The organism is Streptomyces sp. G7(2002), assembly GCF_028870195.1.
GTDB lineage: Bacteria > Actinomycetota > Actinomycetes > Streptomycetales > Streptomycetaceae > Streptomyces > Streptomyces nigrescens.
Window position 1 is genome coordinate 7,901,053 of the sequence record NZ_CP102609.1, and the last position, 19,286, is coordinate 7,920,338.

19 protein-coding genes are annotated in these 19,286 nt (G+C 72.6%); 10 read left to right on the plus strand and 9 right to left on the minus strand.

Translation table 11 applies throughout. The annotated features are described in order from the left end of the window. Positions 1-30 precede the first annotated feature (30 nt). Both NUT86_RS33885 and NUT86_RS33890 read right to left on the minus strand, forming a co-directional pair. Positions 31-1,218: a cytochrome P450 gene (locus tag NUT86_RS33885; protein ID WP_159485154.1), complete on the minus strand. Its 1,188-nt coding sequence runs from the start codon at positions 1,216-1,218 to the stop codon at positions 31-33. A 143-nt stretch (positions 1,219-1,361) separates the two neighbouring features. After that, positions 1,362-2,000: a TetR/AcrR family transcriptional regulator gene (locus tag NUT86_RS33890; RefSeq protein ID WP_274739161.1), complete on the minus strand. Its 639-nt coding sequence runs from the start codon at positions 1,998-2,000 to the stop codon at positions 1,362-1,364. Between the two features lie 45 nt (positions 2,001-2,045). On the opposite strand from NUT86_RS33890, the gene NUT86_RS33895 reads away from it, so the two are divergent. From NUT86_RS33895 to NUT86_RS33910, 4 genes are all read left to right on the plus strand, one after another. After that, entirely contained in the window at positions 2,046-2,939 is an 894-nt protein-coding gene (locus NUT86_RS33895; RefSeq protein ID WP_274739164.1) for a DUF2867 domain-containing protein, read from the plus strand. A 28-nt stretch (positions 2,940-2,967) separates the two neighbouring features. Further along, positions 2,968-4,455, plus strand: coding sequence for a CoA transferase (locus NUT86_RS33900; RefSeq protein WP_274739166.1), 1,488 nt, complete (start codon positions 2,968-2,970; stop codon positions 4,453-4,455). Between the two features lie 73 nt (positions 4,456-4,528). After that, a complete protein-coding gene (locus tag NUT86_RS33905; protein WP_274739167.1) occupies positions 4,529-5,080 on the plus strand; it encodes a GNAT family N-acetyltransferase in 552 nt (183 codons plus the stop codon). 13 nt (positions 5,081-5,093) lie between these two features. Next, positions 5,094-5,507 carry a glyoxalase superfamily protein gene (locus tag NUT86_RS33910; protein WP_109896697.1) on the plus strand — a complete coding sequence of 138 codons (414 nt, stop codon included), beginning with the start codon at positions 5,094-5,096 and terminating at the stop codon, positions 5,505-5,507. On the opposite strand, the gene NUT86_RS33915 is transcribed toward NUT86_RS33910, so the two are convergent. Next, on the minus strand, positions 5,488-5,823 hold the full coding sequence (locus NUT86_RS33915) for a DUF6204 family protein (RefSeq protein WP_266442843.1): 336 nt from the start codon (positions 5,821-5,823) through the stop codon (positions 5,488-5,490). The two genes, NUT86_RS33910 and NUT86_RS33915, sit on opposite strands and share 20 nt — an antisense overlap. Before the next feature lie 108 nt (positions 5,824-5,931). On the opposite strand from NUT86_RS33915, the gene NUT86_RS33920 reads away from it, so the two are divergent. Together NUT86_RS33920 and NUT86_RS33925 are read left to right on the plus strand one after the other, a co-directional pair. Further along, positions 5,932-6,837 (plus strand): arginase family protein, encoded by a 906-nt coding sequence (locus tag NUT86_RS33920; protein WP_159485144.1) that lies wholly within the window; start codon positions 5,932-5,934, stop codon positions 6,835-6,837. A 108-nt stretch (positions 6,838-6,945) separates the two neighbouring features. Continuing rightward, positions 6,946-8,973 (plus strand): DUF5107 domain-containing protein, encoded by a 2,028-nt coding sequence (locus NUT86_RS33925; protein ID WP_274739171.1) that lies wholly within the window; start codon positions 6,946-6,948, stop codon positions 8,971-8,973. Between the two features lie 68 nt (positions 8,974-9,041). Here NUT86_RS33925 and NUT86_RS33930 read toward each other — a convergent pair whose 3' ends face one another. Beyond that, complete coding sequence (locus tag NUT86_RS33930; protein ID WP_274739173.1) at positions 9,042-10,370, minus strand: aldehyde dehydrogenase family protein; 1,329 nt, start codon at positions 10,368-10,370, stop codon at positions 9,042-9,044. A 62-nt stretch (positions 10,371-10,432) separates the two neighbouring features. Between NUT86_RS33930 and NUT86_RS33935 the strand changes: the two genes are divergently transcribed. Continuing rightward, positions 10,433-11,089, plus strand: a complete 657-nt coding sequence (locus tag NUT86_RS33935) for a TetR/AcrR family transcriptional regulator (protein WP_274739175.1) — start codon at positions 10,433-10,435, stop codon at positions 11,087-11,089. Between the two features lie 92 nt (positions 11,090-11,181). On the opposite strand, the gene NUT86_RS33940 is transcribed toward NUT86_RS33935, so the two are convergent. Next, complete coding sequence (locus NUT86_RS33940; RefSeq protein WP_274739176.1) at positions 11,182-12,327, minus strand: MalY/PatB family protein; 1,146 nt, start codon at positions 12,325-12,327, stop codon at positions 11,182-11,184. Positions 12,328-12,419: 92 nt separating this feature from the next. Here NUT86_RS33940 and NUT86_RS33945 point away from each other — a divergent pair, with 92 nt between their 5' ends. Continuing rightward, the gene (locus NUT86_RS33945; RefSeq protein ID WP_159485136.1) at positions 12,420-13,166 is read left to right on the plus strand and encodes an AraC family transcriptional regulator; all 747 of its coding nucleotides are present in this window, start codon (positions 12,420-12,422) and stop codon (positions 13,164-13,166) included. A 111-nt stretch (positions 13,167-13,277) separates the two neighbouring features. Further along, positions 13,278-14,201 carry an NADP-dependent oxidoreductase gene (locus NUT86_RS33950; RefSeq protein ID WP_159485134.1) on the plus strand — a complete coding sequence of 308 codons (924 nt, stop codon included), beginning with the start codon at positions 13,278-13,280 and terminating at the stop codon, positions 14,199-14,201. A 220-nt stretch (positions 14,202-14,421) separates the two neighbouring features. Here NUT86_RS33950 and NUT86_RS33955 read toward each other — a convergent pair whose 3' ends face one another. Further along, a complete protein-coding gene (locus NUT86_RS33955) occupies positions 14,422-15,591 on the minus strand; it encodes a serine hydrolase domain-containing protein (RefSeq protein WP_274740718.1) in 1,170 nt (389 codons plus the stop codon). Between the two features lie 252 nt (positions 15,592-15,843). Here NUT86_RS33955 and NUT86_RS33960 point away from each other — a divergent pair, with 252 nt between their 5' ends. Further along, positions 15,844-16,500: an HAD family hydrolase gene (locus NUT86_RS33960; protein ID WP_446750845.1), complete on the plus strand. Its 657-nt coding sequence runs from the start codon at positions 15,844-15,846 to the stop codon at positions 16,498-16,500. A 78-nt stretch (positions 16,501-16,578) separates the two neighbouring features. Here NUT86_RS33960 and NUT86_RS33965 read toward each other — a convergent pair whose 3' ends face one another. The 3 genes from NUT86_RS33965 to NUT86_RS33975 form a co-directional block, all read right to left on the minus strand. Continuing rightward, positions 16,579-16,938: a VOC family protein gene (locus NUT86_RS33965; protein WP_026169783.1), complete on the minus strand. Its 360-nt coding sequence runs from the start codon at positions 16,936-16,938 to the stop codon at positions 16,579-16,581. 37 nt (positions 16,939-16,975) lie between these two features. Continuing rightward, complete coding sequence (locus NUT86_RS33970) at positions 16,976-18,154, minus strand: CapA family protein (protein WP_148590104.1); 1,179 nt, start codon at positions 18,152-18,154, stop codon at positions 16,976-16,978. A 178-nt stretch (positions 18,155-18,332) separates the two neighbouring features. Continuing rightward, entirely contained in the window at positions 18,333-19,148 is an 816-nt protein-coding gene (locus NUT86_RS33975; RefSeq protein ID WP_274739180.1) for a class I SAM-dependent methyltransferase, read from the minus strand. Between the last annotated feature and the right edge of the window lie 138 nt (positions 19,149-19,286).

Below are 19,286 nucleotides of genomic sequence, written 5' to 3' on the forward strand. Positions count from 1 at the left end.
ACCCCTTTCGTTGGTCTGCCGTCATGGCTGCTACCAGGCCAGCGGCAGTTCGATCATGCCTTGCAGCGTGTCTCCGGGCTTGAACGGAATCTCGGCGGCCGGCACGGCGAGCCGTAGCTCCGGGATCCTGGTGAACAGCGAGCGCAGCGCGATCTCCATCTCCGCGCGGGCGAGGTTCTGCCCCAGGCACTGGTGGATCCCGAAGCCGAACGCCACGTGATGACGGGCCGAACGGTCCAGGTCCAGCTCGTCCGGCGACGGATAGACGGTGTCATCCCGGTTGATCAGCGAGGTGGGGAACAGGACCCCGTCGTCGGCGCGGATGATCTGCCCGCCGATCTCGATGTCCTCCTTCGCCACCCGCAGCACGCCGTCCGCGATGGACAGGAACCGCATCAGCTCCTCGACGGCGGCCGGCATCAGGTCCTCCTCGGCCTTGAGCCGGTCCAGATGTCCGGGGTGCTCCAGCAGGGTGAAGGTGCCGAGCGAGATCATGTTGGCGGTGGTCTCATGACCGGCCACCAGCAGGATCATGGCGAGCCGGACCAGCTCGTCGTGGGTGAGGGAGCCGGGCCGCAGCCGCTCCTCGATCAGCTCGTCCAGCAGCCCGTCGCCCGGGTTCTTCTCCTTGGCGGCGATCAGCCCGGCGAAGTACTCCTCCAGCTTCAGCCGGGCGTCCTCCGCCTCCTCGGCGGTCCGGCCGCGCAGGATCCGGCGGGACTCCTCCTCGAAGAACTCATGGTCGGCGTACGGGACACCGAGCAGTGAGCAGATCACCATCGAGGGGACCGGCAGCGCGAACGCGGAGACCAGCTCGGCGGGCGGGCCCTGCTCCAGCATCCGGTCGAGCAGCCCGTCGACGATCCGGTGGATCTCCGGGCGGAGCGCGGCGATCCGTTTGACGCTGAAGCTGGGGATCAGCATCCGGCGCTGGGTGTTGTGCTCCGGGTCGTCGACCCCGATCAGCGGGGTCCGGACCCGGCGGATCGCCGCGAAGCGCTCGAACGGAATCGGGAAGGCCGGGTTCTGCCGGTCGGAGGAGAGCCGCTGGTCGCTCAGCAGCGCCCGGGCTTCGGTGTGGCCGGTGACCGCCCACACCTTGCGGCCGTCGTAGAACGTGACATGGGTCAGCGGACCGGCCTCGCGCAGTGGCTGATAGCCGGCGGGTGGGTGGTAAGGACAGGTGCGGTCCTGAAAGTAGGGGATGGCTTCGGTCACGGAATTCCTCCCGTACGAGGCTTGAGTGGCTCACGTTGCTCGTGTGTGAGTGGGCAATGCTGCGGCGCGCCGTTATCGCCGCGCCGATCTCACCTCATGCCTCGGATGCCGGGCATGTCTACGCGCAGTTCGGCCAACTTCGTTCAGGTTCGGTCGAGTTCGGACCGATCACCTCCGTTTCGCGGTCGTACGAGGGTGTCGATCACGCCGTCCAGATACCGGTCGCGTGCGGCGTCGGCCGGCAGGCTCTGAGGGACGGCGTGTCCCAGCTGGGTGTGTCCGAGGTAGGCGGTGTAGGCCAGCAGACCGCGGTGCCGGGCCTCGTCCCCGGGGAAGCCCAGCGCCTCGAAGAGCGCGGCGACATAGCCGATGCGCCGGTCGGTCACCCGGGCGAGCGCGGCGGCCACCCGTGGATCGGCCGCGCTCGCCAGCAGGGAGACCTCCAGCGGGTCCGTGGCGGCCAGTGTCGTGGCCTGTACGAGCAGCAGGCGCAGTCGTCTGCCCGGATCGGGCTCGGCCTCCACCTCGGCGATCACGGCTTCGGTGCAGGTCTCTTCCCAGTGCTCCAGCGCTGCCTCGATCAGGGCGTCCCGGTTGCTGAAGTGCCAGTAGAAGCTGCCCTTGGTGGTGCCCAGCCGGGCGGCCAGCGGCTCCACGGCCACCGCGGCGAGGCCGCCCTCGCCCATGGCCGCCAGGGCCGCGTCGGCCCAGTCCCGGGCGGTCAGCCGCTGCCGTGCACTGCTGTCGCGGGGTGCCTTCACTCGCTGCTGCGCCATATCCATACGGTACCGTACGGTCAAACATACGCCACCGTATGGAGGTGCCCTGTGCGTACCGTCCGCGATGTTCATGCCCGCACCGTCCAGGCCCCGGCCGACACCGTCGGCGCCCTGCTCGACCGGCTCGGCGGTGCGGACGATCCGCTCTTCCCCACGCCCGTCTGGCCGCCGATGCGCTTCGACCGCCCCCTGGGTGTCGGCGCCGACGGCGGGCACGGCTTCGTCCGCTACCGCGTCGCGGCGTATGAGCCCGGCCGCCGCGTCCGTTTCGACTTCACCGGCGGTGAGGACGGGTGGCACGAGATCACCGTCCGGCCCCTGGGGCCCGGCAGCTGCCGGGTGGAGCACGTCCTGCAGAGCCGGCTCCCGCTGGGTCGGCGAGTGATGTGGACACTGGCGATCCGCGCCGCGCACGGCACCGTCGTCGAGGAGATCTTCGACAACATCGAACGGGCCGCCACCGGCCGGGCGTCGGCACCGGTCCGCCGGTCCCCGCGGGTACGCCTGCTCAACCGGCTGCTCTGGGACCGGCCCCGGGCCGTCGAGCTCCCCGCCGCGGCCCGGCTGGCGCACCGCGCCTTCCCGCGGACCGACTTCCAGGACGCCTGGCAGATGGATCTGCTGCCCGGTATGCCGCAGGAGCCGGAGGCGTGGGAGGGGGTGCTGCGCGGTGCGTCCTTCCCGGTCGCCGGGCGCGCGGACGGCGAGATCCTGCTCGGCAAGGACGCCCGGCACCTGGACTTCCGCGCCTCGATCCTGGTCGCGGACGGCCGGGTCACGCTCAGCACGGTCGTCCGCCTCCACCACACCGCCGGCCGCCTCTACTTCGCCGTCGTCCGCCATGTCCACCCGTTCATGGCCCGTCTGATGCTGCGCCGCATCCACCGCCGGCTGGCATTCGCCGCACCGACGGCGGGGGAGCGGGCGGCGGCCCCCGTGTGACACGGGTGGTGGGTGGGACACTGCCTGTATGGGACAACGACATTCCGGCGGGCACAACAGCGGTACGGAGCAGGCCTGGTCGGCGCTCGGAGGAGACCCGGCCCTGACGGAACGGATCACCTACGGCGGTCCGCCCGGTCTGCTGCCGGCCAGGCTCCCGGCCCTGTCGCTGGCCCGCTCCACGGTCGCGGTCTGCGCCCTCGCGGCGGCCGAACTCGCCGCCCGCCGCGAGGGCGGTCCGCTGCCCGCCGTACGCGTCGACGACGGCGCGGTGGCCACCGCCTTCGTCAGCGAACGCCATCTGCGGACCGACGGCCGGGCGCCCTCGAACTTCGCCCCGCTCTCCCGCTTCTGGCGCACCGCCGACGGCTGGGTACGCACCCACGCCAACTACCCCCACCACCGCGCCCGGTTGCTCCACGCCCTGGACCTGCCCGACAGCGCCGGGGTGCCGGACGTCGAGACCGCACTGGCCGGCCGCCGTGCCGTCGAGATCGAGGAAACCGTCTACGCCGCGGGCGGGCTGGCCGTCGCCGTCCGCACCCCCGAGGAGTGGGCCGCCCACCCCCAGGGCGCCGCGGCGGCCGCCCCGCCGCTGCTGACCCTCGGACCGCTCGGCGCCGACGCGCCGCCCCGGGCGCTGCCGCCGCTCGCCGGCGACCCGGTGCGGCCGGCCGCCGGGCTGCGGGTGCTCGATCTGACCCGGGTGATCGCCGGGCCGGTCGCCACCCGCACCCTGGCACTGCTCGGCGCGGACGTGCTGCGGATCGACGCCCCCCAGCTGCCGGAGAGCCAGGACGCCCACAGCGATACCGGCTTCGGCAAGCGGTCCGCGCTGCTCGACCTCGGCTCGCCCGCCGGCCGGGCGGACTTCGAGGCACTGCTGGCCCGCGCGGATGTCGTGGTGACCGGCTACCGGCCGGGTGCCCTCGACCGCTTCGGTCTCACCCCGGAGGTACTGGCCGCACGCCGCCCCGGGCTGGTGGTGGCCCGGCTCTCCGCCTGGGGCGAGGACGGGCCGTGGGGTGGCCGGCGCGGCTTCGACAGCCTGGTGCAGGTGGCCACCGGGATCGCCGCCGTCGAAGCCGAGGCGGGCTCTGCGTCCGAGGACTCAAAAGAGAGCAGAGGCGGAGTGAAGCGCAGCGGCACGCCCGGCGCACTGCCCGCCCAGGCGCTGGATCACGGTACGGGCTACCTCATGGCCGCGGCGGTGCTCCGCGCGCTGACCGAACAGAGCCGCACGGGCGGCTCCACCCTCGCGACCTTCTCCCTGGCCCGCACCGCGCGATGGCTGACGCACGGCCTGGCGGGGCACGACGGCCCGCTCACGACCGGAACGGCGACCCCCGGCGACGCCCTCTACGACCCCGCGGACCACCTCCGCGAGACCGACAGCCCCGCGGGCCGGCTCCGCCACGCCCTCCCGCCCGTCTCCTTCGCCGGCGCACCGGCCACCTGGACGACCCCGCCCGGTCTGTGCGGAACGGACGCGCCGGTGTGGCGGGAGGGCCCGTGACGGCCGGACGGGTCCGGGCGCGCCGCCAGGGCTTCGGCTGGCCTGCCGCTGCCGCCCTTCGTACGATCTGCCGATGACGAGCAACGACCGCTACCTCGCGCGCGGACCGCGGGTGGGCATCCGGCACTTCACCGCCGCCGACCGGGAAGAGTTCACCGCGCGGGCGCGGGAGAGCGCGGAGCTGCACCGCCCCTGGCTCTTCCCGCCCACCACGGACGCCGCGTACGACAGCTATCTGCTGCGGCTCCAGGAGCCGCAGCGCGAGGGGTTCTTGATCTGCGAGCTGGCCGACGGCCGGATCGCCGGCTACCTCACGGTCAACAACATCGTGCACGGCGCGTTCCGTTGTGGCGCGATCGGATACGGCGCCTTCGCGCATGCCGCCGGCCGCGGGCTGATGAGCGAGGGCCTGCGGCTCGTGCTGCACCACGCCTTCACGGCGATGGGGCTGCACCGGCTGGAGGTCAACATCCAGCCGGCCAACGAGCTGTCGATCGCCCTGGTCAAGCGGGCCGGGTTCCGGCTGGAGGGGTTCTCCCCGGACTTCCTCTTCATCGACGGCGCCTGGCGCGACCACGAGCGCTGGGCGATCACCGCCGAGATGGTCTCCGGGCAGGCGGAGTGATTCGATGTCCGCCATGACCCCTGACTTCCACCGCACCGTGCCGGTCTTCCGGATCTTCGACGTGGCCAAGGCCCATGAGTTCTACCTCGACTACCTCGGCTGCACGGTCGACTGGGAGCACCGCTTCGAGCCCGGTATGCCGCTCTACACCCAGGTGTCGCGCGGTGACCTCGTACTGCATCTGTCGGAGCACCACGGCGATGCGACACCCGGCTCCACGGTCTACACGGAGCTGACCGGGGTGCGTGCGCTGCACGCCGAGCTCGCCGGCAAGAACTACCCGTATCTGCGGCCCGGTCTGGAGCAGGACGAGATCGGGACCTCGCTCACGCTGACCGACCCCTTCGGCAACCGGCTGCGCTTCAACGAACCGGGCGCCGCCGCGCAGCCGTCCGACGGGGCCCCGGCTACCGGGACTTGCGGTTGATCTTCATGGTGTCCATGTCGGTGGCCGTGGACCGCAGGTCCCGGTAGCCCAGTCCGGCGGCCCGCAGCGCGGTCTCCGCCTTGTCCTCGGCCAGCGCGGCCGCCATCTCCTCGCCGTCCGCCGCGTCCGAGACGATGACATAGCGGTAGCTGAAGGAGTGCAGCGCGGTGTCGTACGCCAGCGAGCCCTCAGGCGTGAACTGCATCTGGGCCAGACCGTGCTCGTCCACCTCGGCCAGCAGCTTCTCCCGGGACCCGGCGGTCAGACCGTCCCACTTGCCGCGGACGATGACTCGGTAGGTGTGCTGGGTCGCCATGGGGGCCGTTTTCCGTTCCGCGGGTGTCAATGAGCCGAGTTGCCAGGCTATTTCGCCGGATCTTCCGGGGCCTCCCAATTTCCGGTGGGCCTATGTGACGATCACCGTATGCGCCGTACCGTACTGATCGATGCCCCCTCCAACCTGGGGCTGCGACCGCCCGCGCCCGGCACCGTTCCCGGCTGCTACAAGCTCGCGGGCGCACTGCGTGAACAGGGACTGCTGCGCCGGCTCGGTGCCCTGGAGGGCGGTGTGGTGGTCCCGCCGCGCTACGACCTGGGGGAGTGGAAGGAGGGCGACGGCGACTTCAACGCCGCGGCCCTCGCCGCCTACACGAGCCGGCTCGCGACCCGTATCGAGGGGCATGTGGGCAGCGGCGACTTCCCGGTGGTGCTGGGCGGTGACTGCAGCATCCTGCTCGGCGCGGTGCTCGCGCTGCGGCGGCTGGGGCGCTACGGCGTCGCCTACCTCGACGGGCACGGCGACTTCCGGCATCCCGGCAACACGGCGGTCTCCGGCCCGGTCGGGGCCGCGGCCGGGGAGGGCGTGGCACAGATCACCGGACGGGGCCAGGCGGACCTCACGGACCTCGACGGGCTGGGGCCGTACGTCCGCGACGAGGACGTGTGCGTCCTCGGCATCCGCGACGCGGACGAGGACCAGGAGGAGCTGACCGGCCTCGGCATCAGCCACGCCCCGGTCGGCGAGATCCGGCGGCGCGGCCCGGAGGCGGTGGCCCGTGAGGTCCTCACCCACTTCCAGCGCTCGCACCTCGACGGCTTCTGGATCCATCTCGACGCCGATGTCCTCGACCCGTCCGTCATGCCGGCCGTCGACAGCCCCGACCCCGGCGGTCTGCTCACCGACGAACTCCGGTCGCTGCTGGGGCCGTTGGCCGCCTCACCGCGCTGCGTCGGCATCAACGTCACCATCTACGACCCGGACCGCGACCCCGAGGGGACCGGCGCGGTGCTGCTCGCCGAGCTCCTTGAGAGTGTCTTTGCGCAACCCTGACCTCGCCCCGCCCCCGGGAGCCCTGTGCAGAGCGGCGATCACGCGGTTCCATGGTCAACAGGAGGCCGCCGCAGCCGAGGTGGCCCGGTCCAGCATTGCGAGGCAGCCGTGGCCACGAGTGTGCGACGCACCACCCTGACCCTTCCCGCCGCCCCCCTCGGCCCGGACAACCCCCTCCCCGCGCTGCGCGCCGGCCAGGACCCGCACCACATCGAGGTCCCCCGGGACGCCGGTCTGCCCGCCGACATGGCGCGGCAGATCGGCTGTGCGCCGCTGCGCTCGATCCTGCCCGCCCCGCTGCGCGACGGCTACGGCCGGGCCCGCCGCAGCACCGACCTCGACGCGCTGGTCATCGAGAACGACCGGCTGCGCGCCACCGTCCTGCCCGGCCTCGGCGGCCGGGTGTACTCCCTGCACCACAAGCCCACCGACCGTGAACTCCTCTATCGCAACCCGGTGTTCCAGCCCGCCGCCTTCGCCCTCAACGGCGCCTGGTTCTCCGGCGGCATCGAGTGGAACATCGGCGCCACCGGTCACACCACCCTCTCCTGTGCCCCGCTGCACGCCGCCTGCGTCCCGGCGCCGGACGGCGGGGAGATGCTGCGGCTGTGGGAGTGGGAGCGGCTGCGCGATCTGCCCTTCCAGGTGGACCTGTGGCTGCCCGAGGGCTCCGACTTCCTCCATGTGGGCGTGCGGATCCGTAATCCGCACCACCACACCGTGCCGGTCTACTGGTGGTCCAACACCGCCGTGCCCGAAGGTGAGCGCACCCGCGTCCTGGCGCCCGCCGACGCGGCCTGGCACTTCGGCTACGAACGGACCCTGCGCCGCGTCCCGGTCCCCGAACACGACGGCACCGACCGCAGTTACCCGCTGCGCAGCACCTACCCCGCCGACTACTTCTACGACGTGCCCGACGGCGCCCGCCGCTGGGTCACCTCCCTCGACGCGGACGGCCGCGGTCTGGTGCAGACCTCCACCGACACCCTGCGCGGCCGCAAGCTGTTCCTGTGGGGCGCGGGGCGGGCCGGGCGGCGCTGGCAGCAGTGGCTCACCGAGCCGGGCACCGGCGGCTACGCCGAGATCCAGGCCGGTCTGGCCCGTACCCAGCTGGAGCATCTGCCGCTGGACGCCGGCGGTGAGTTCACCTGGCTGGAGGCGTACGGGCCGCTGGACGCCGACCCCGCGACGGTGCACGGTGCGGACTGGGGCGCGGCCCGCGAAGAGGTCGCGGCCCGGCTGCAGGCGGCCCTGCCCCGGGCGGATGTCGAGGCCGCGTACGCCGCCTGGCTGCCGTATGCCGATCAGGAACCGAAGGAGTCGCTGGCCACCGGCTCCGGCTGGGGCGCACTGGAGGTGGCCCGCACGGGTCTGGACCTGCCCGGTACGCCCTTCGGCCCGGCCACGCTGGGCGCGGAGCAGGAGCCGTGGCTGACGCTGCTGAGGACCGGGGACCTGCCGGCCGGCGGCCCCGTACCCGGACCGGTGCTGACCGCACCCGCCTGGCGCGACCTGCTGGAGTCCGCACCTCCCGGCCCGTCCACCGACTACCACCTGGGGCTCGCCCAGTGGCAGGCGGGCGACCGCGCCCAGGCCGTCCGCAGCTGGGAGCGGGCCCTCGGGCACGGTGCCGGCTGTCTGCCGCTGTACTGCCTGGCCGTTGCCGAGGCCACGGCGGGCGAGCCGGCGCGCGCCGCCGACCGGTATGCGCAGGCCTGCGCCGAGGCGGCCCGGGCGGCCTCGGCACCGGACCCGGCCGCCCGGGCCTGGCGGGTGGTGCTGCCGGCGCTCGCCCGGGAGGCGGTGCCCGCGCTGCTCGCGGCCGGCCGTACCGATGAGGCCGCGCAGCTGCTGGCGGACCTGCGGCCGGCCGACCCGGCCGACGGCCGCTTCCAGCTGCTGACCGCGCAGGTGCTGCTCGCCCAGGGGCAGCCCGTCGCCGCCCGGGAGATCTTCGAGGCCGGCTTCGAGATCGCCGGTCTGCGGGAGGGCGACGAGGTGCTCTGCGACACCTGGTACGCCATCGCCGAGCAACTGGTCGCGGGCGGCGGCCCGGTCACCGAGGAGGTCCGCGCCGCGGCCCGGTCCGCGCATCCGCTCCCGGAGCGCTACGAGTACCGGATGCGGCCGGTGTAGTCGGCGCCCGGCGGACGGCGCCCGACGCCCGGCGGACGGCACCGTCCGCCGCCCCGCCCCGTCCGCCGTCAGGCCAGCGGCTTGTCGAGCACCGCCTTGGTGTGGCTGAAGGTGTCCAGCGAGTACTCGCCGTGGTAGCGCCCCATCCCGCTCTCGCCGACCCCGCCGAACGGCAGCTCGGGCGCGGTGAGATGGGCGACCGGCAGCCCGAAGGTGAGCGCGCCCGAGGAGGTCTCGGCCAGCAGCCGGCGCTTGGTGTCCTCGGACGCGGTGAACGCGTAGAGCGCCAGCGGCTTGTCCCGGTCGTTGATGAAGGCGATCGCAGCGTCCAGGTCGGGCACCGGCACGATGGGCAGGATCGGGCCGAAGATCTCCTCCTGCATCACCGGTGCGTCGGGGGCGACATCGGCGAGGACGGTGGGCGCCAGATAGCGCGCGGCGCGGTCGTGCGCACCGCCGATGACCGTGCGGCCGCTGTCGAGCAGGGCCGTCAGCCGGTCGAAGTGCCGTTCGTTGACGATCCGTCCGTACTCCTCGGCGCCGGCCGGATCGGCTCCGTACGTCTCGCGCACCGCCGCGGCGAGATGCGGCTCGATCTCCCGGGCGGTGTCACCGATCGCCAGGACGTAGTCGGGTGCCACACAGGTCTGGCCGGCGTTGAGGAACTTGCCGGTCACCAGCCGCCGGGCCGCCGCGGCCAGATCGGTGCCCGGGTCGAGGACGACCGGGCTCTTGCCGCCCAGCTCCAGCGTGACCGGGGTCAGATGCGGTGCGGCGGCGGCCAGCACGATCCGGCCGACGGTGCCGTTGCCGGTGTAGAAGATGTGGTCGAAGCGCTGGGCCAGCAGGGCGGTGGTCTCCGGGACGGCGCCCTCGACGACGGCCACCGCGTCGCTGTCCAGATAGCGCGGCAGCAGCCGGGCCAGGGCGGCCGAGGTGGCGGGGGCGAGTTCGCTGGGCTTGACGACGGCGCAGTTGCCCGCGGCCAGCGCGCCGACGAGCGGGGCGAGCGCCAGCTGCAGCGGATAGTTCCAGGGCGCGATCACCAGGACGACGCCGAGCGGTTCCCGGACGGTGTGCGCGGTTGCCGGGAGCAGTCGCTCGGGCAGCTCAGCGGGCCGCGGCTCCAGCCAGTCGTCGAGCCGGTCCAGGGTGTGGTCGATCTCGTGGAGGGTGAAGCCGATCTCGGTGCGATAGGCCTCCTCGGGGCCCTTGCCGAGGTCTTCGGCGAGCGCGGCGAGGAGGTCGTCGCGGTGGTCGGTGAGCAGGGTGCGCAGGGCCGTCAGCTGGCCGCGCCGCCATTCCGGGGAGGCGGTGCGGTGGGTCGTGAAGGTGCGGCGGAGCCGGCCGACGACGGCGGCGGCGTCCAGGTCGGTGGTGTGGTTCTGAGGGGCCATGACGCCGAGGCTACACGAAACGAAAACATTTCGTTTCGTAATGCTGGCGGTAGACTCCCGGTGTGGCCGAACGCACCGAGAGCAACCAGACCGCGCCCCCCGAGGGGCAGCCCGCCCGCGGCCGGCCGCGGGACGCCGAACGCGACCGGGCACTGCTGGCGGCCACCCTCCAGGTCCTGCAGGAGAGCGGCTACGGCGGACTGACCACCGCGGCCGTCGCCAAGCGGGCCGGGGTGTCCACCGCGACCCTCTACCGCCGCTGGCGCTCCAAGGAAGATCTGGTCGTGGGCACCGCCGTCAGCTGGGCGAGCGACCTCGGCCCGCAGCCGGACACCGGCAGCCTCAGAGGCGACCTCGCCGTCCTGCTCCGGGACAAGGCGGAAACGCTGGAGGGCCCCGGCGGACGGCTGCTGCACATCTTGATCGGCGAGGCCGCGCACAACGAGGCGCTGGCCCGGGTCCTGGACTCCGCGATCGTCCAGCCGGTCCGCGACCGGGCCGCCGAGGTGGTGCGCCGCGCGGTCGCCCGCGGCGACATCCCGCCGCTGGAGGATGCCCATGTGCTGGCCGATCTCGTCGTCGGCTCCATGGTCAGCCGCCTCTTCCTGACCCCCGATGTGACCCACCAGGGCGCTACGGACGGCCCCACCTCCGGTGAGGCGGCGATCAGCGAACTCCTCCCGTTCCTGCTGCGCGCCATGGGGGCACAGCCCGGCTGAGGGGCCGGGGCGGGGCCGCTGGACAGGCTTTCCGGCCTGCCGGCAGCGCGCTCCACCATGAGCGGCGGCCGCCCGTCCCGCTCTGCGAGGTCTCAGCGGACCGCGGCGATACGGGTGAGGGCCTCGGTGAGCGTCTGCGGTGCGCAGCCGAAGTTCAGCCGCGCGAAGCCGTGGCCGGAAGGGCCGTAGCGGTGACCGGCGTTGAGGGCGACCCGGGCGGCGGCAAGGAGACGCGCGGTGGGATCGTCGCCCCAGCCGAGGGCGCGGAAGTCGAGCCAGGCCAGAAAGCCTGCCTGCGGCTGCCGGTAGCGCACGTCGGGGAGCAGCTTCTCCAACAGATCCGCCAGCAGCACCCGGTTGTGGTCGAGCACCTCCAGGGCGTCGGCGAGCCAGGGGCCGCCGTCGTTGAACGCGGCCACCGTGGCGAGCACTCCGAGGTGCCCGGTGCGATAGAGCGAGTGGGGCGACAGGCGGTCGACATACCGCCTCGGCGCCGGATCGGCGGTGACGACGACGGCCGCCTTGAGCCCGGCCAGATTCCAGCCCTTACTGGCCGACAGGAACGAGAACCCCCAGCGCCTCGCCTCGTCCGACACCGACAGGAACGGGACGAACTCGGCCCCCGGCAGCACGAGCGGGGCATGGATCTCGTCGGACAGCACATGAACGCCGTATCTGTCGGCCAGCTCGGCGAGCACGGCCAACTCCTCACGCCGGTGCACCAGGCCCACCGGATTGTGCGGATTGCACAGCAGATACGCCGTGGCGTGGTCGGCGAAGGCCCGTTCCAGAGCGTCCGGATCGAGCTGCCACCCGTGTGGTCCGTGGGCCAGCGGTGCCTCCACCACGTGGGCCCCGACCTCACGTATCCACCAGGCGAACGGCTCGTACACCGGAGGGCTGATCACCACCCGGTCACCCGCGCTGACGACCCGGCGCAGGACCTCGACCATACCGATCCCGACATCGGCGACGGTGCGCACCTCGTCGGCGTCGATCCGCCAATCCCAGCTGCGCCGGGCGTAGTTGGCGATCGCGTCCGCCAGCTCGCGGGTCGGCGCCGCATGGCCGGTGTCCGACCGGTCGACCGCCTCATGGAGGACCCTGGCGACCGGCTCCGCCAGCGGGAAGTCCATCTCCGCGACCGGGAGGGGCAGGACGTCGTCCGGGAAGGTCCGCCATTTCGCGCTCCGGCGCTTCCGCAGTTCCGCGAGAGGGGGGATCGAAAGATTGCCCATGAGGGGGACTCCTGACGGTGGGCCTGGTCTGCCGTAGTTCCTCGATGATCGGCGCCGCGGGGAGCCGTCCGCTTCCGATAAATTGACAAGCAATGCCGAAAAGCCGCCACGCCCCGCGCATGACCACGGGCCTGCGCCCTCTGCCCGCCGGTACCGGCGTCGACGCGCACCGCCATGATGAGCACCAGATCGTCTACGCCGGCCGCGGCGTACTGTCCGTCACCACCGAGGCGGGCAGCTGGATCGCGCCCGCCACCCGGGCCGTCTGGATCCCGGCCGGCACCGTCCACGAGCACCACGCCCATGGCGACACCGACCTCCATCTGGTGGCACTGCCGGTGCGGGACAACCCGCTGCGCCTGGACCGGCCCGCGGTCCTCAAGGTTGGCCCGCTGCTGCGTGAGCTGATCCTCGCCTACACCGAGCGGCCCGCCGACCGCGGCGCCGAACGCCGCCGCCTCCGGGCCGTCCTGCTCGACCAGCTCCGCCACTCGGCCGAACAGCCCCTCCATGTGCCCGCCGCCACCGACCCGCGGCTGGTCGCGGTGTGTGCCCTGCTCCGCGACGACCCGGCCGACAACCGGACCCTGGCGCAACTCGGCGCCACGGCCGGTGTCAGCGACCGCACCCTCACCCGGCTGTGCCGGGCCGAATTCGGCATGAGCTTCCCGCAGTGGCGCACCCAGCTGCGTCTGCACCACGCCCTGCGTCTGCTGGCCGAGGAAACCCCCGTCACCGTCGTGGCACACCGCTGCGGCTGGGCCTCCAGCAGCGCCTTCATCGACGTGTTCCGCCGGGCCTTCGGCCACACCCCCGGCGCCCACCGCGCCCAGCGCTGACCACGCCGGCCGAGCCCGCTCCGCCCGGTCCCCGCGCGCCTCGTACGCCATTTCGGTGACCGTCGGCGCGAGCGTGGAATGAACCCCGGTCGTCACGCGTTGTAGCGGATCATGAAGGCAATCATCGCAAACAGCTACGGCGGCCCCGAGGTCCTCGAATACACCGACCACCCCGATCCGAAGGTGGGCCCGGACTCCTTCCTGATCCGGGTCAAGGCGGCCGGCGTCAATCCGGTGGACTGGAAGATCCTCGCGGGCTATCTGGACCCGATGATGGACTGCCACTTCCCGCTCATCCCCGGGTGGGACGTGGCGGGCGTGGTCGAGGCGGTCGGCGCGGACGCCACCGAGTACGCGGTCGGCGACGAGGTCATCGGCTATGTCCGCAAGGACGAGGTCCAGCACGGCACCTTCGCCGAGCTGGTCGCCGCCCCGGTCAGGACCCTGGCACGCAAGCCGGCATCGCTCAGCTGGCAGCAGGCCGCCGGACTTCCGCTCGCCGGACTGACGGCCTATCAGGCGCTCGGCCGGGTCGGTGTGACGGCGGGCGAGACCGTTCTGGTGCATGCCGCCGCGGGCGGCGTCGGCTCGCTCGCCGTCCAGATCGCGGTCGCGCAGGGAGCGCGCGTCATCGGCACGGCCGGCGAGCACAATCACGAGTTCCTGCGGTCCCTGGGCGCCGAACCGGTCACATACGGTGACGGTCTCGCCGACCGGGTGCGCGAGCTGGCACCCGAAGGCGTCGATGCGGCCGTGGACTTCGTCGGCGGTGGCGTCGTGGAGGTCTCGCAGGAACTGCTCAAGGACCGCGGCCGGGTGGCCTCCATCGCCGACGGCGAGGTGAAGGCGAAGGGCGGCCACATGGTGTGGGTCCGTCCGGACACCGCCGACCTGACGGCCCTCGGCGCGCTCGCGGACGCCGGCAAGCTGACGGTGCCGGTCGCGGCGACCTTCCCCCTGACCGAAACGGCCGAGGCATTCCGGCAGAGCATGACGGGACGGACCCGCGGCAAGATCGTGCTGGATGTGTCCTGAGGCGGGGGGCGTTACCCGGCCATGGAGTGAGCCGGTCTCATCGAGGTGACGGCGCCCGCCCCGGCTCCGCGGGCGGGGGCCACACCGTCGTCCGCCTTGGGCGACACCAGCGTCCTGGCTCCCCCGCATGCTCACCAGCCGGCTTCGCGGCGGCCGACAGAGCCGGGCACGGCTACCGATGCCGCACCGTCGCAGGCCCGTCGTCACAGGCCCGTCGGCCTCAGGAGCACAGGGCGGAGTCGAGGAGAGCCAGGACATCGCCGGGCCCCTGCTCGGTGGGCGGTCCGTCGGCGGTGACGGCGACCGTGACGGCGCGGCCGTCATCGGTGACACCGGTGCGTGTGGCGTAGCCGGGGATGTCCCCGCCATGCCCCCACGACCGGCCGCCGCAGCTCAGCGGCGCGCTGGTCACCCCCAGCCCGTACCGGACGCCGGGCCCGATACCGGCACTCTCGGGGACCTTGACGGTGGTGCGCATCTGGGCGAGCTGCGCGGGTTCGAGCAGCTCGCCGTCGAGCAGGGCGGTGAAGAAGCGGTTCAGGTCGCTCGGGGTGGAGATGACCTGTCCGGCGGCCCAGCCCCAGGACGGGTCCAGCTCCGTGATGTTCTCCAGCGGTCTGCCGGGCTTCGCGGCGAAGTAGCCCTGAGGGTGCGCTTCCCGGATGCCCTCGTCGCCCACGCCGGGGAAGTAGGTGTGGCGCAGCCCGGTCCGGTCGATGACCCGCCGGGTGAGCTGCTCGGCGAGCGGGCGGCCGGTGACCTTCTCGATGAGCAGCCCGGCCAGGACGTAGTTGGTGTTGCTGTACGCCCAGCTGGTCCCGGGAGCGAACACCGCCTTGTGCGCCAGCGCCGTATCGAGCAGGGCGCGGGGCCGGACGTAGGTGTGGCGGGCCGTGCCGGTGGGGTCAGGGATGAAGTCGGTGTAGTCGGGCAGTCCGCTGGTGTGCTGCAGCAGCTGACGTACCGTGATGCGGCGTCCGTCGATGCCCTCGCCCCGCACCAGGCCCGGCAGATACCGCTCGACGGGGGCATCGAGAGCGACCTTGCCTTCGCCGGTCAGCTGGAGGACGACCGTGGCGGTGAACGCCTTGGTGTTGCTCCCCGCCCGCACCTGCCCGTCGACCGGCACCTTCGCTCCGGTCCGCAAGTCCGCGACACCGGCGGTGAAGTGGTGGACGCGCCCGTCACGCCCGACGGTGGAGGCCAGGGCGGCGGGGTACCGGTCCTCGTGCACCAGACGGTCCAGCCCCTTCCGCACGGCATCACCGGAGCCATCGGCCCGCGTCGCGGACGAGGGCAGTGCGCCGCCCACGGCCAGAGCCGCAGCCATCACGGCGCCCATCGCGATCACCCGCCGCCGCCCGGACGCTGAGACACGCACACGCCGCACCCCACGAGAACGATCGAGCATGGGGAACCCTCCTTGTGCACCCTGCTGGGCACCTCGCGCATCCGACCCGTTCAGCCTGCGCATTCGAGGTCCACTGAACCATCCGGACGGCAGGCCCATGCACGGTAGAGGCAACCCCCGGACCTCGGGCATCCGTTCACCACTGCCTCACTCGCCTCACTCATCTCACCCGCCACATTCGCGTAGATGTTCTTCAGGGGCACCTGGCATGATCACGGCGTGACCGGTGAGATGGTGCGGCCCGACCCCAGGAAGTGTGTCCTCCTCGATGTCGACGGCACGTTGATCGACGCCGTGGACAACCAGCGCCGGGTCTGGGAAACGTGGGCCGGGCGATACGGATTGGACGCGGCGGAGGTCTACCGGGTGGCGCTGCGGACGCGGCCGTTGGAGACCTTCGCGAGAGTGGTCCCGGACCAGGATCCACGGGAGTGCCTGGCGGCGCTGCACACATTGGAGGACGAGGACGTCCGGTCCGGCGTCTACGCGGCCTTCGACGGTGCGTCGGAGCTGCTGGGCGCTCTGCCGTCGGAGGCGTGGGCGCTCGTGACCTCCAACTACGAGCACCGGGTGCGCGGGCGATTCGCTCGGACCGGTCTGCCGGTCCCGCCCGTCATCGTGGATGCCGCCGCGGTGGAAGAGGGCAAACCCTCACCCGTGCCCTACCTCCTGGCCGCCGGGCAGCTCGGTGCCCGGCCCGAGGACTGCCTGGTCATCGAGGACGCCCCGTCCGGAGTCGAAGCAGGTCTCCGGGCCGGAATGACGGTGTGGGGCGTCAACTCCGCGGCCGCGGTGGCCGGTGTGCACCGTCATTTCACGAGCCTGCGCGAAGCGGTCCCCGCCATCCTCGCCTTCGCCCGGCCGGAGGAGGCGACCGGAGTGGGATGAGCCCCGCCGGAATTCACCTACCTGACCAAGGCCGGGCATCGCCTACGACCACCGACCAGGACTTGGGAATTGCCCGTCCTAGGCGTCCGCGTCCTGCTTCCGGTCGACGTACTCGAAGACCGAACCGTCCGGGTGGCGGGCCACCAGGTTGCGGCCGATCGGTGTGGGCAGGGGGCCGGCGATGATGTCCGCGCCGACCGCCTTCAGGTCGGCCACCGCGTCGTCCACGTCCTTGACGGCGAGCGTCGCCGTGATCTTCCGTAGCACCGACAACTCCGCCTCGGGGCCGCTCATCAGGAAGAAGCACCCGACGGCCGCGACCGCCACCCCGCCGCGCTGGAAGCGGATGGCCTCGGCCCCGGTCAGCCGTTCGTAGACGCCGATCGCGGAATCCAGATCACTGACGCACACCCGCAATGAGGTCCCCAGAATGTCCATACGGACCACCCTAGTTGGGGGACCTGCCGGTGCGCGATCACTTGGCCATGATCAGCCCGCTCTTCGCCGCGCCCCGGGACAGCACGATGTCCCGGATGCTGTCCCGGGCCCGTGCGTAGTCGCTGCGCCCGGGCTGCGCGGCCAGCGCCGCGTTGAGGTTCACGACCCGGAAACCGTCGTTGACGTCGGTGAGTTGGGGGAGGAACTCCGCCTTGCGGACCGTCCAGCGCCCGCCGGGAGCGGTCGGTCCGGCGAAGGTGAAGCGGGCCATCGAGCTCTGGTTGCCGCGGCCGTCCGGCCGGTCGCTGTGGTTGAACATATGGCCCGCGAGCTGGTCGCCCATCCCGTAGACGACCCAGGTGCCGTTGACCTTCTCGTAGGCCTGCGGGACATGCGCATGGGTGCCCAGGATCAGATCGATGTCGGGCCGTCCCGCGGTGCGTGCCGCGGTCAGCGCGCGGGCCAGGGTGCGCTGTTGTTCGTCCGGCGGCTGCTGCCACTCCGTGCCCCAGTGGATGCTGACGACGACCACATCCGCACCGGCCCGGCGGGCGGCGCGGGCATCGGCGAGGATCTTCTTCCGGTCGATCAGATTGACCGCCCAGGGCGCCTTGCCGGGCAGCGGGATGCCATTGGTGCCGTAGGTGTACGAGAGCTGGGCGACCTTCGCGGGGCCGGCCCGCAGCAGCGTGACCCGGGAGGCCTCGGTGGCGGAGCGGGCCGAGCCGGCATGGCGCAGACCGACCGCGTCCATGGCGCCGAGGGTGCGGTGCACCCCGTCGGCGCCGTCGTCGAGGGTGTGGTTGGAAGCGGTGGAGCAGGAGTCGTAGCCGGCGTCCTTGAGGGCGGCCGCGACCTGGGGCGGGGACTTGAAGCTGGGGTAGCCGGTGAACGGCCCGCCGTCCCTGCCGTAGATCGTCTCCATATGGCAGATCGCCAGGTCGGCGCCGGAGACCACCGGTTTCACCCCGGCGAACATGGCGCGGAAGTCATGGCCCTGGCCGTGCGCATCGGCGCCGGACCGCCGGATGATCTCGCTGTGCGGCAGTACATCGCCGGTGGCCAGGAGGGTGAAGCCGGCCGTGGCGGAGGCCCGCGCGCCGCCCGGCGGGGAGGGCGGCGCGGAGCGTGTGGGGCCGGCGGACTGCTGGGTGCCGCAGCCCGCCGCCAGGAGGGTCAGCGCCGCTATCGCGGCCAGGCGTCGTTGTGGGGTCACGCCCCATCCATACCGGGATTAATAGGATTTATCTGCCGGGGAGGGGGTGCGGCTGGGCCGTCGGAGGGATGAGCGGAGGGCCGGTCCGGCCGGGCGGTCCTCAGCGGTGGGGGCCGCGGGGCCGTGTGGCCGGTGTCGGGGTGAGCGGTCCGTCAGCGCCGGGCGCGGTGCGCCGCGGTCAGACGCGGCAGAGGATCTCGCCGTGCAGGACGCCGAACCAGCCGTCCTCGTCGGCTCCCCAGGTCCGCCAGGCCCGCGCGATCCGGTGCAGCTGCTCCGTCGTGGCGTGCCCGCCGTCCACCGCGATCTGTGCGTACGAGGAGCTGACCGTACGGTCCGCCCACAGTTCGCTCCACCAGGACCGCTCCTCGGGCGTACGGAAGAGCCAGGTGGCGGCCGTGGCGGTGATCGCGTCCGGGGCGAAACCGGCCTGCCGCGCCCAGGCCTGCAGCCGGCGTCCGGCGTCCGGCTCGCCCCCGTTGCCGCGGGCCACCCGCTGGTACAGGCGCTGCCAGTCGGTCATCCCGTCGCTCTCCGGGTACCAGGTCATCGCCGCGTAGTCCGAATCGCGGACGGCGACGATCCCGCCGGGCTCGGTGACCCGGCGCATCTCGCGCAGCGCCTGGACCGGGTCGCCCACGTGCTGCAGGACTTGATGGGCGTGCACCACACAGAAGGTGTCATCGGGGTAGTCCAGTGCGTGGACATCCCCGACCGCGAAGCGGACGTTGGTCAGCCCGCGGGCGTCGGCCGTGGCGCGCGCCTGCTCCAGGACGTCCGGCGCCTGCTCCAGGCCGGTGACCTGCCCCTCCGGCACCAGTGCGGCCAGATCGGCGGTGATGGTGCCGGGGCCGCAGCCGATGTCCAGGATCCGCATGTGCGGACGCAGTGCGCCGAGCAGGTATCCGGCCGAGTTGGCGGCGGTGCGCCAGGTGTGGGAGCGCAGTACGGACTCGTGGTGCCCATGGGTGTAGACGGCGGATTCCTGCGGCATGGCCGGCTCCTTCACATGCGTCGGAGGGCGGCCGGGCGGCGCACCACAGCACCCCCGGCCGCCGCCCGGGCGACCGCTCGCACCGCGCCGCGGCCGCCCCTCGGTGTGGTGTCCACACCGTACGCCGCCATCCCGAAT

What these genes read in the sequence shown, in the direction of transcription:
- NUT86_RS33890 (WP_274739161.1), bottom strand. Translation starts at nt 2,000, where the DNA reads ATGGATATGGCGCAGCAGCGAGTGAAGGCACCCCGCGACAGCAGTGCA.
- NUT86_RS33900 (WP_274739166.1), top strand. Translation starts at nt 2,968, where the DNA reads ATGGGACAACGACATTCCGGCGGGCACAACAGCGGTACGGAGCAGGCC.
- NUT86_RS33905 (WP_274739167.1), top strand. Translation starts at nt 4,529, where the DNA reads ATGACGAGCAACGACCGCTACCTCGCGCGCGGACCGCGGGTGGGCATC.
- NUT86_RS33910 (WP_109896697.1), top strand. Translation starts at nt 5,094, where the DNA reads ATGACCCCTGACTTCCACCGCACCGTGCCGGTCTTCCGGATCTTCGAC.
- NUT86_RS33915 (WP_266442843.1), bottom strand. Translation starts at nt 5,823, where the DNA reads ATGGCGACCCAGCACACCTACCGAGTCATCGTCCGCGGCAAGTGGGAC.
- NUT86_RS33920 (WP_159485144.1), top strand. Translation starts at nt 5,932, where the DNA reads ATGCGCCGTACCGTACTGATCGATGCCCCCTCCAACCTGGGGCTGCGA.
- NUT86_RS33930 (WP_274739173.1), bottom strand. Translation starts at nt 10,370, where the DNA reads ATGGCCCCTCAGAACCACACCACCGACCTGGACGCCGCCGCCGTCGTC.
- NUT86_RS33940 (WP_274739176.1), bottom strand. Translation starts at nt 12,327, where the DNA reads ATGGGCAATCTTTCGATCCCCCCTCTCGCGGAACTGCGGAAGCGCCGG.
- NUT86_RS33945 (WP_159485136.1), top strand. Translation starts at nt 12,420, where the DNA reads ATGCCGAAAAGCCGCCACGCCCCGCGCATGACCACGGGCCTGCGCCCT.
- NUT86_RS33950 (WP_159485134.1), top strand. Translation starts at nt 13,278, where the DNA reads ATGAAGGCAATCATCGCAAACAGCTACGGCGGCCCCGAGGTCCTCGAA.
- NUT86_RS33960 (WP_446750845.1), top strand. Translation starts at nt 15,844, where the DNA reads ATGGTGCGGCCCGACCCCAGGAAGTGTGTCCTCCTCGATGTCGACGGC.
- NUT86_RS33965 (WP_026169783.1), bottom strand. Translation starts at nt 16,938, where the DNA reads ATGGACATTCTGGGGACCTCATTGCGGGTGTGCGTCAGTGATCTGGAT.
- NUT86_RS33975 (WP_274739180.1), bottom strand. Translation starts at nt 19,148, where the DNA reads ATGCCGCAGGAATCCGCCGTCTACACCCATGGGCACCACGAGTCCGTA.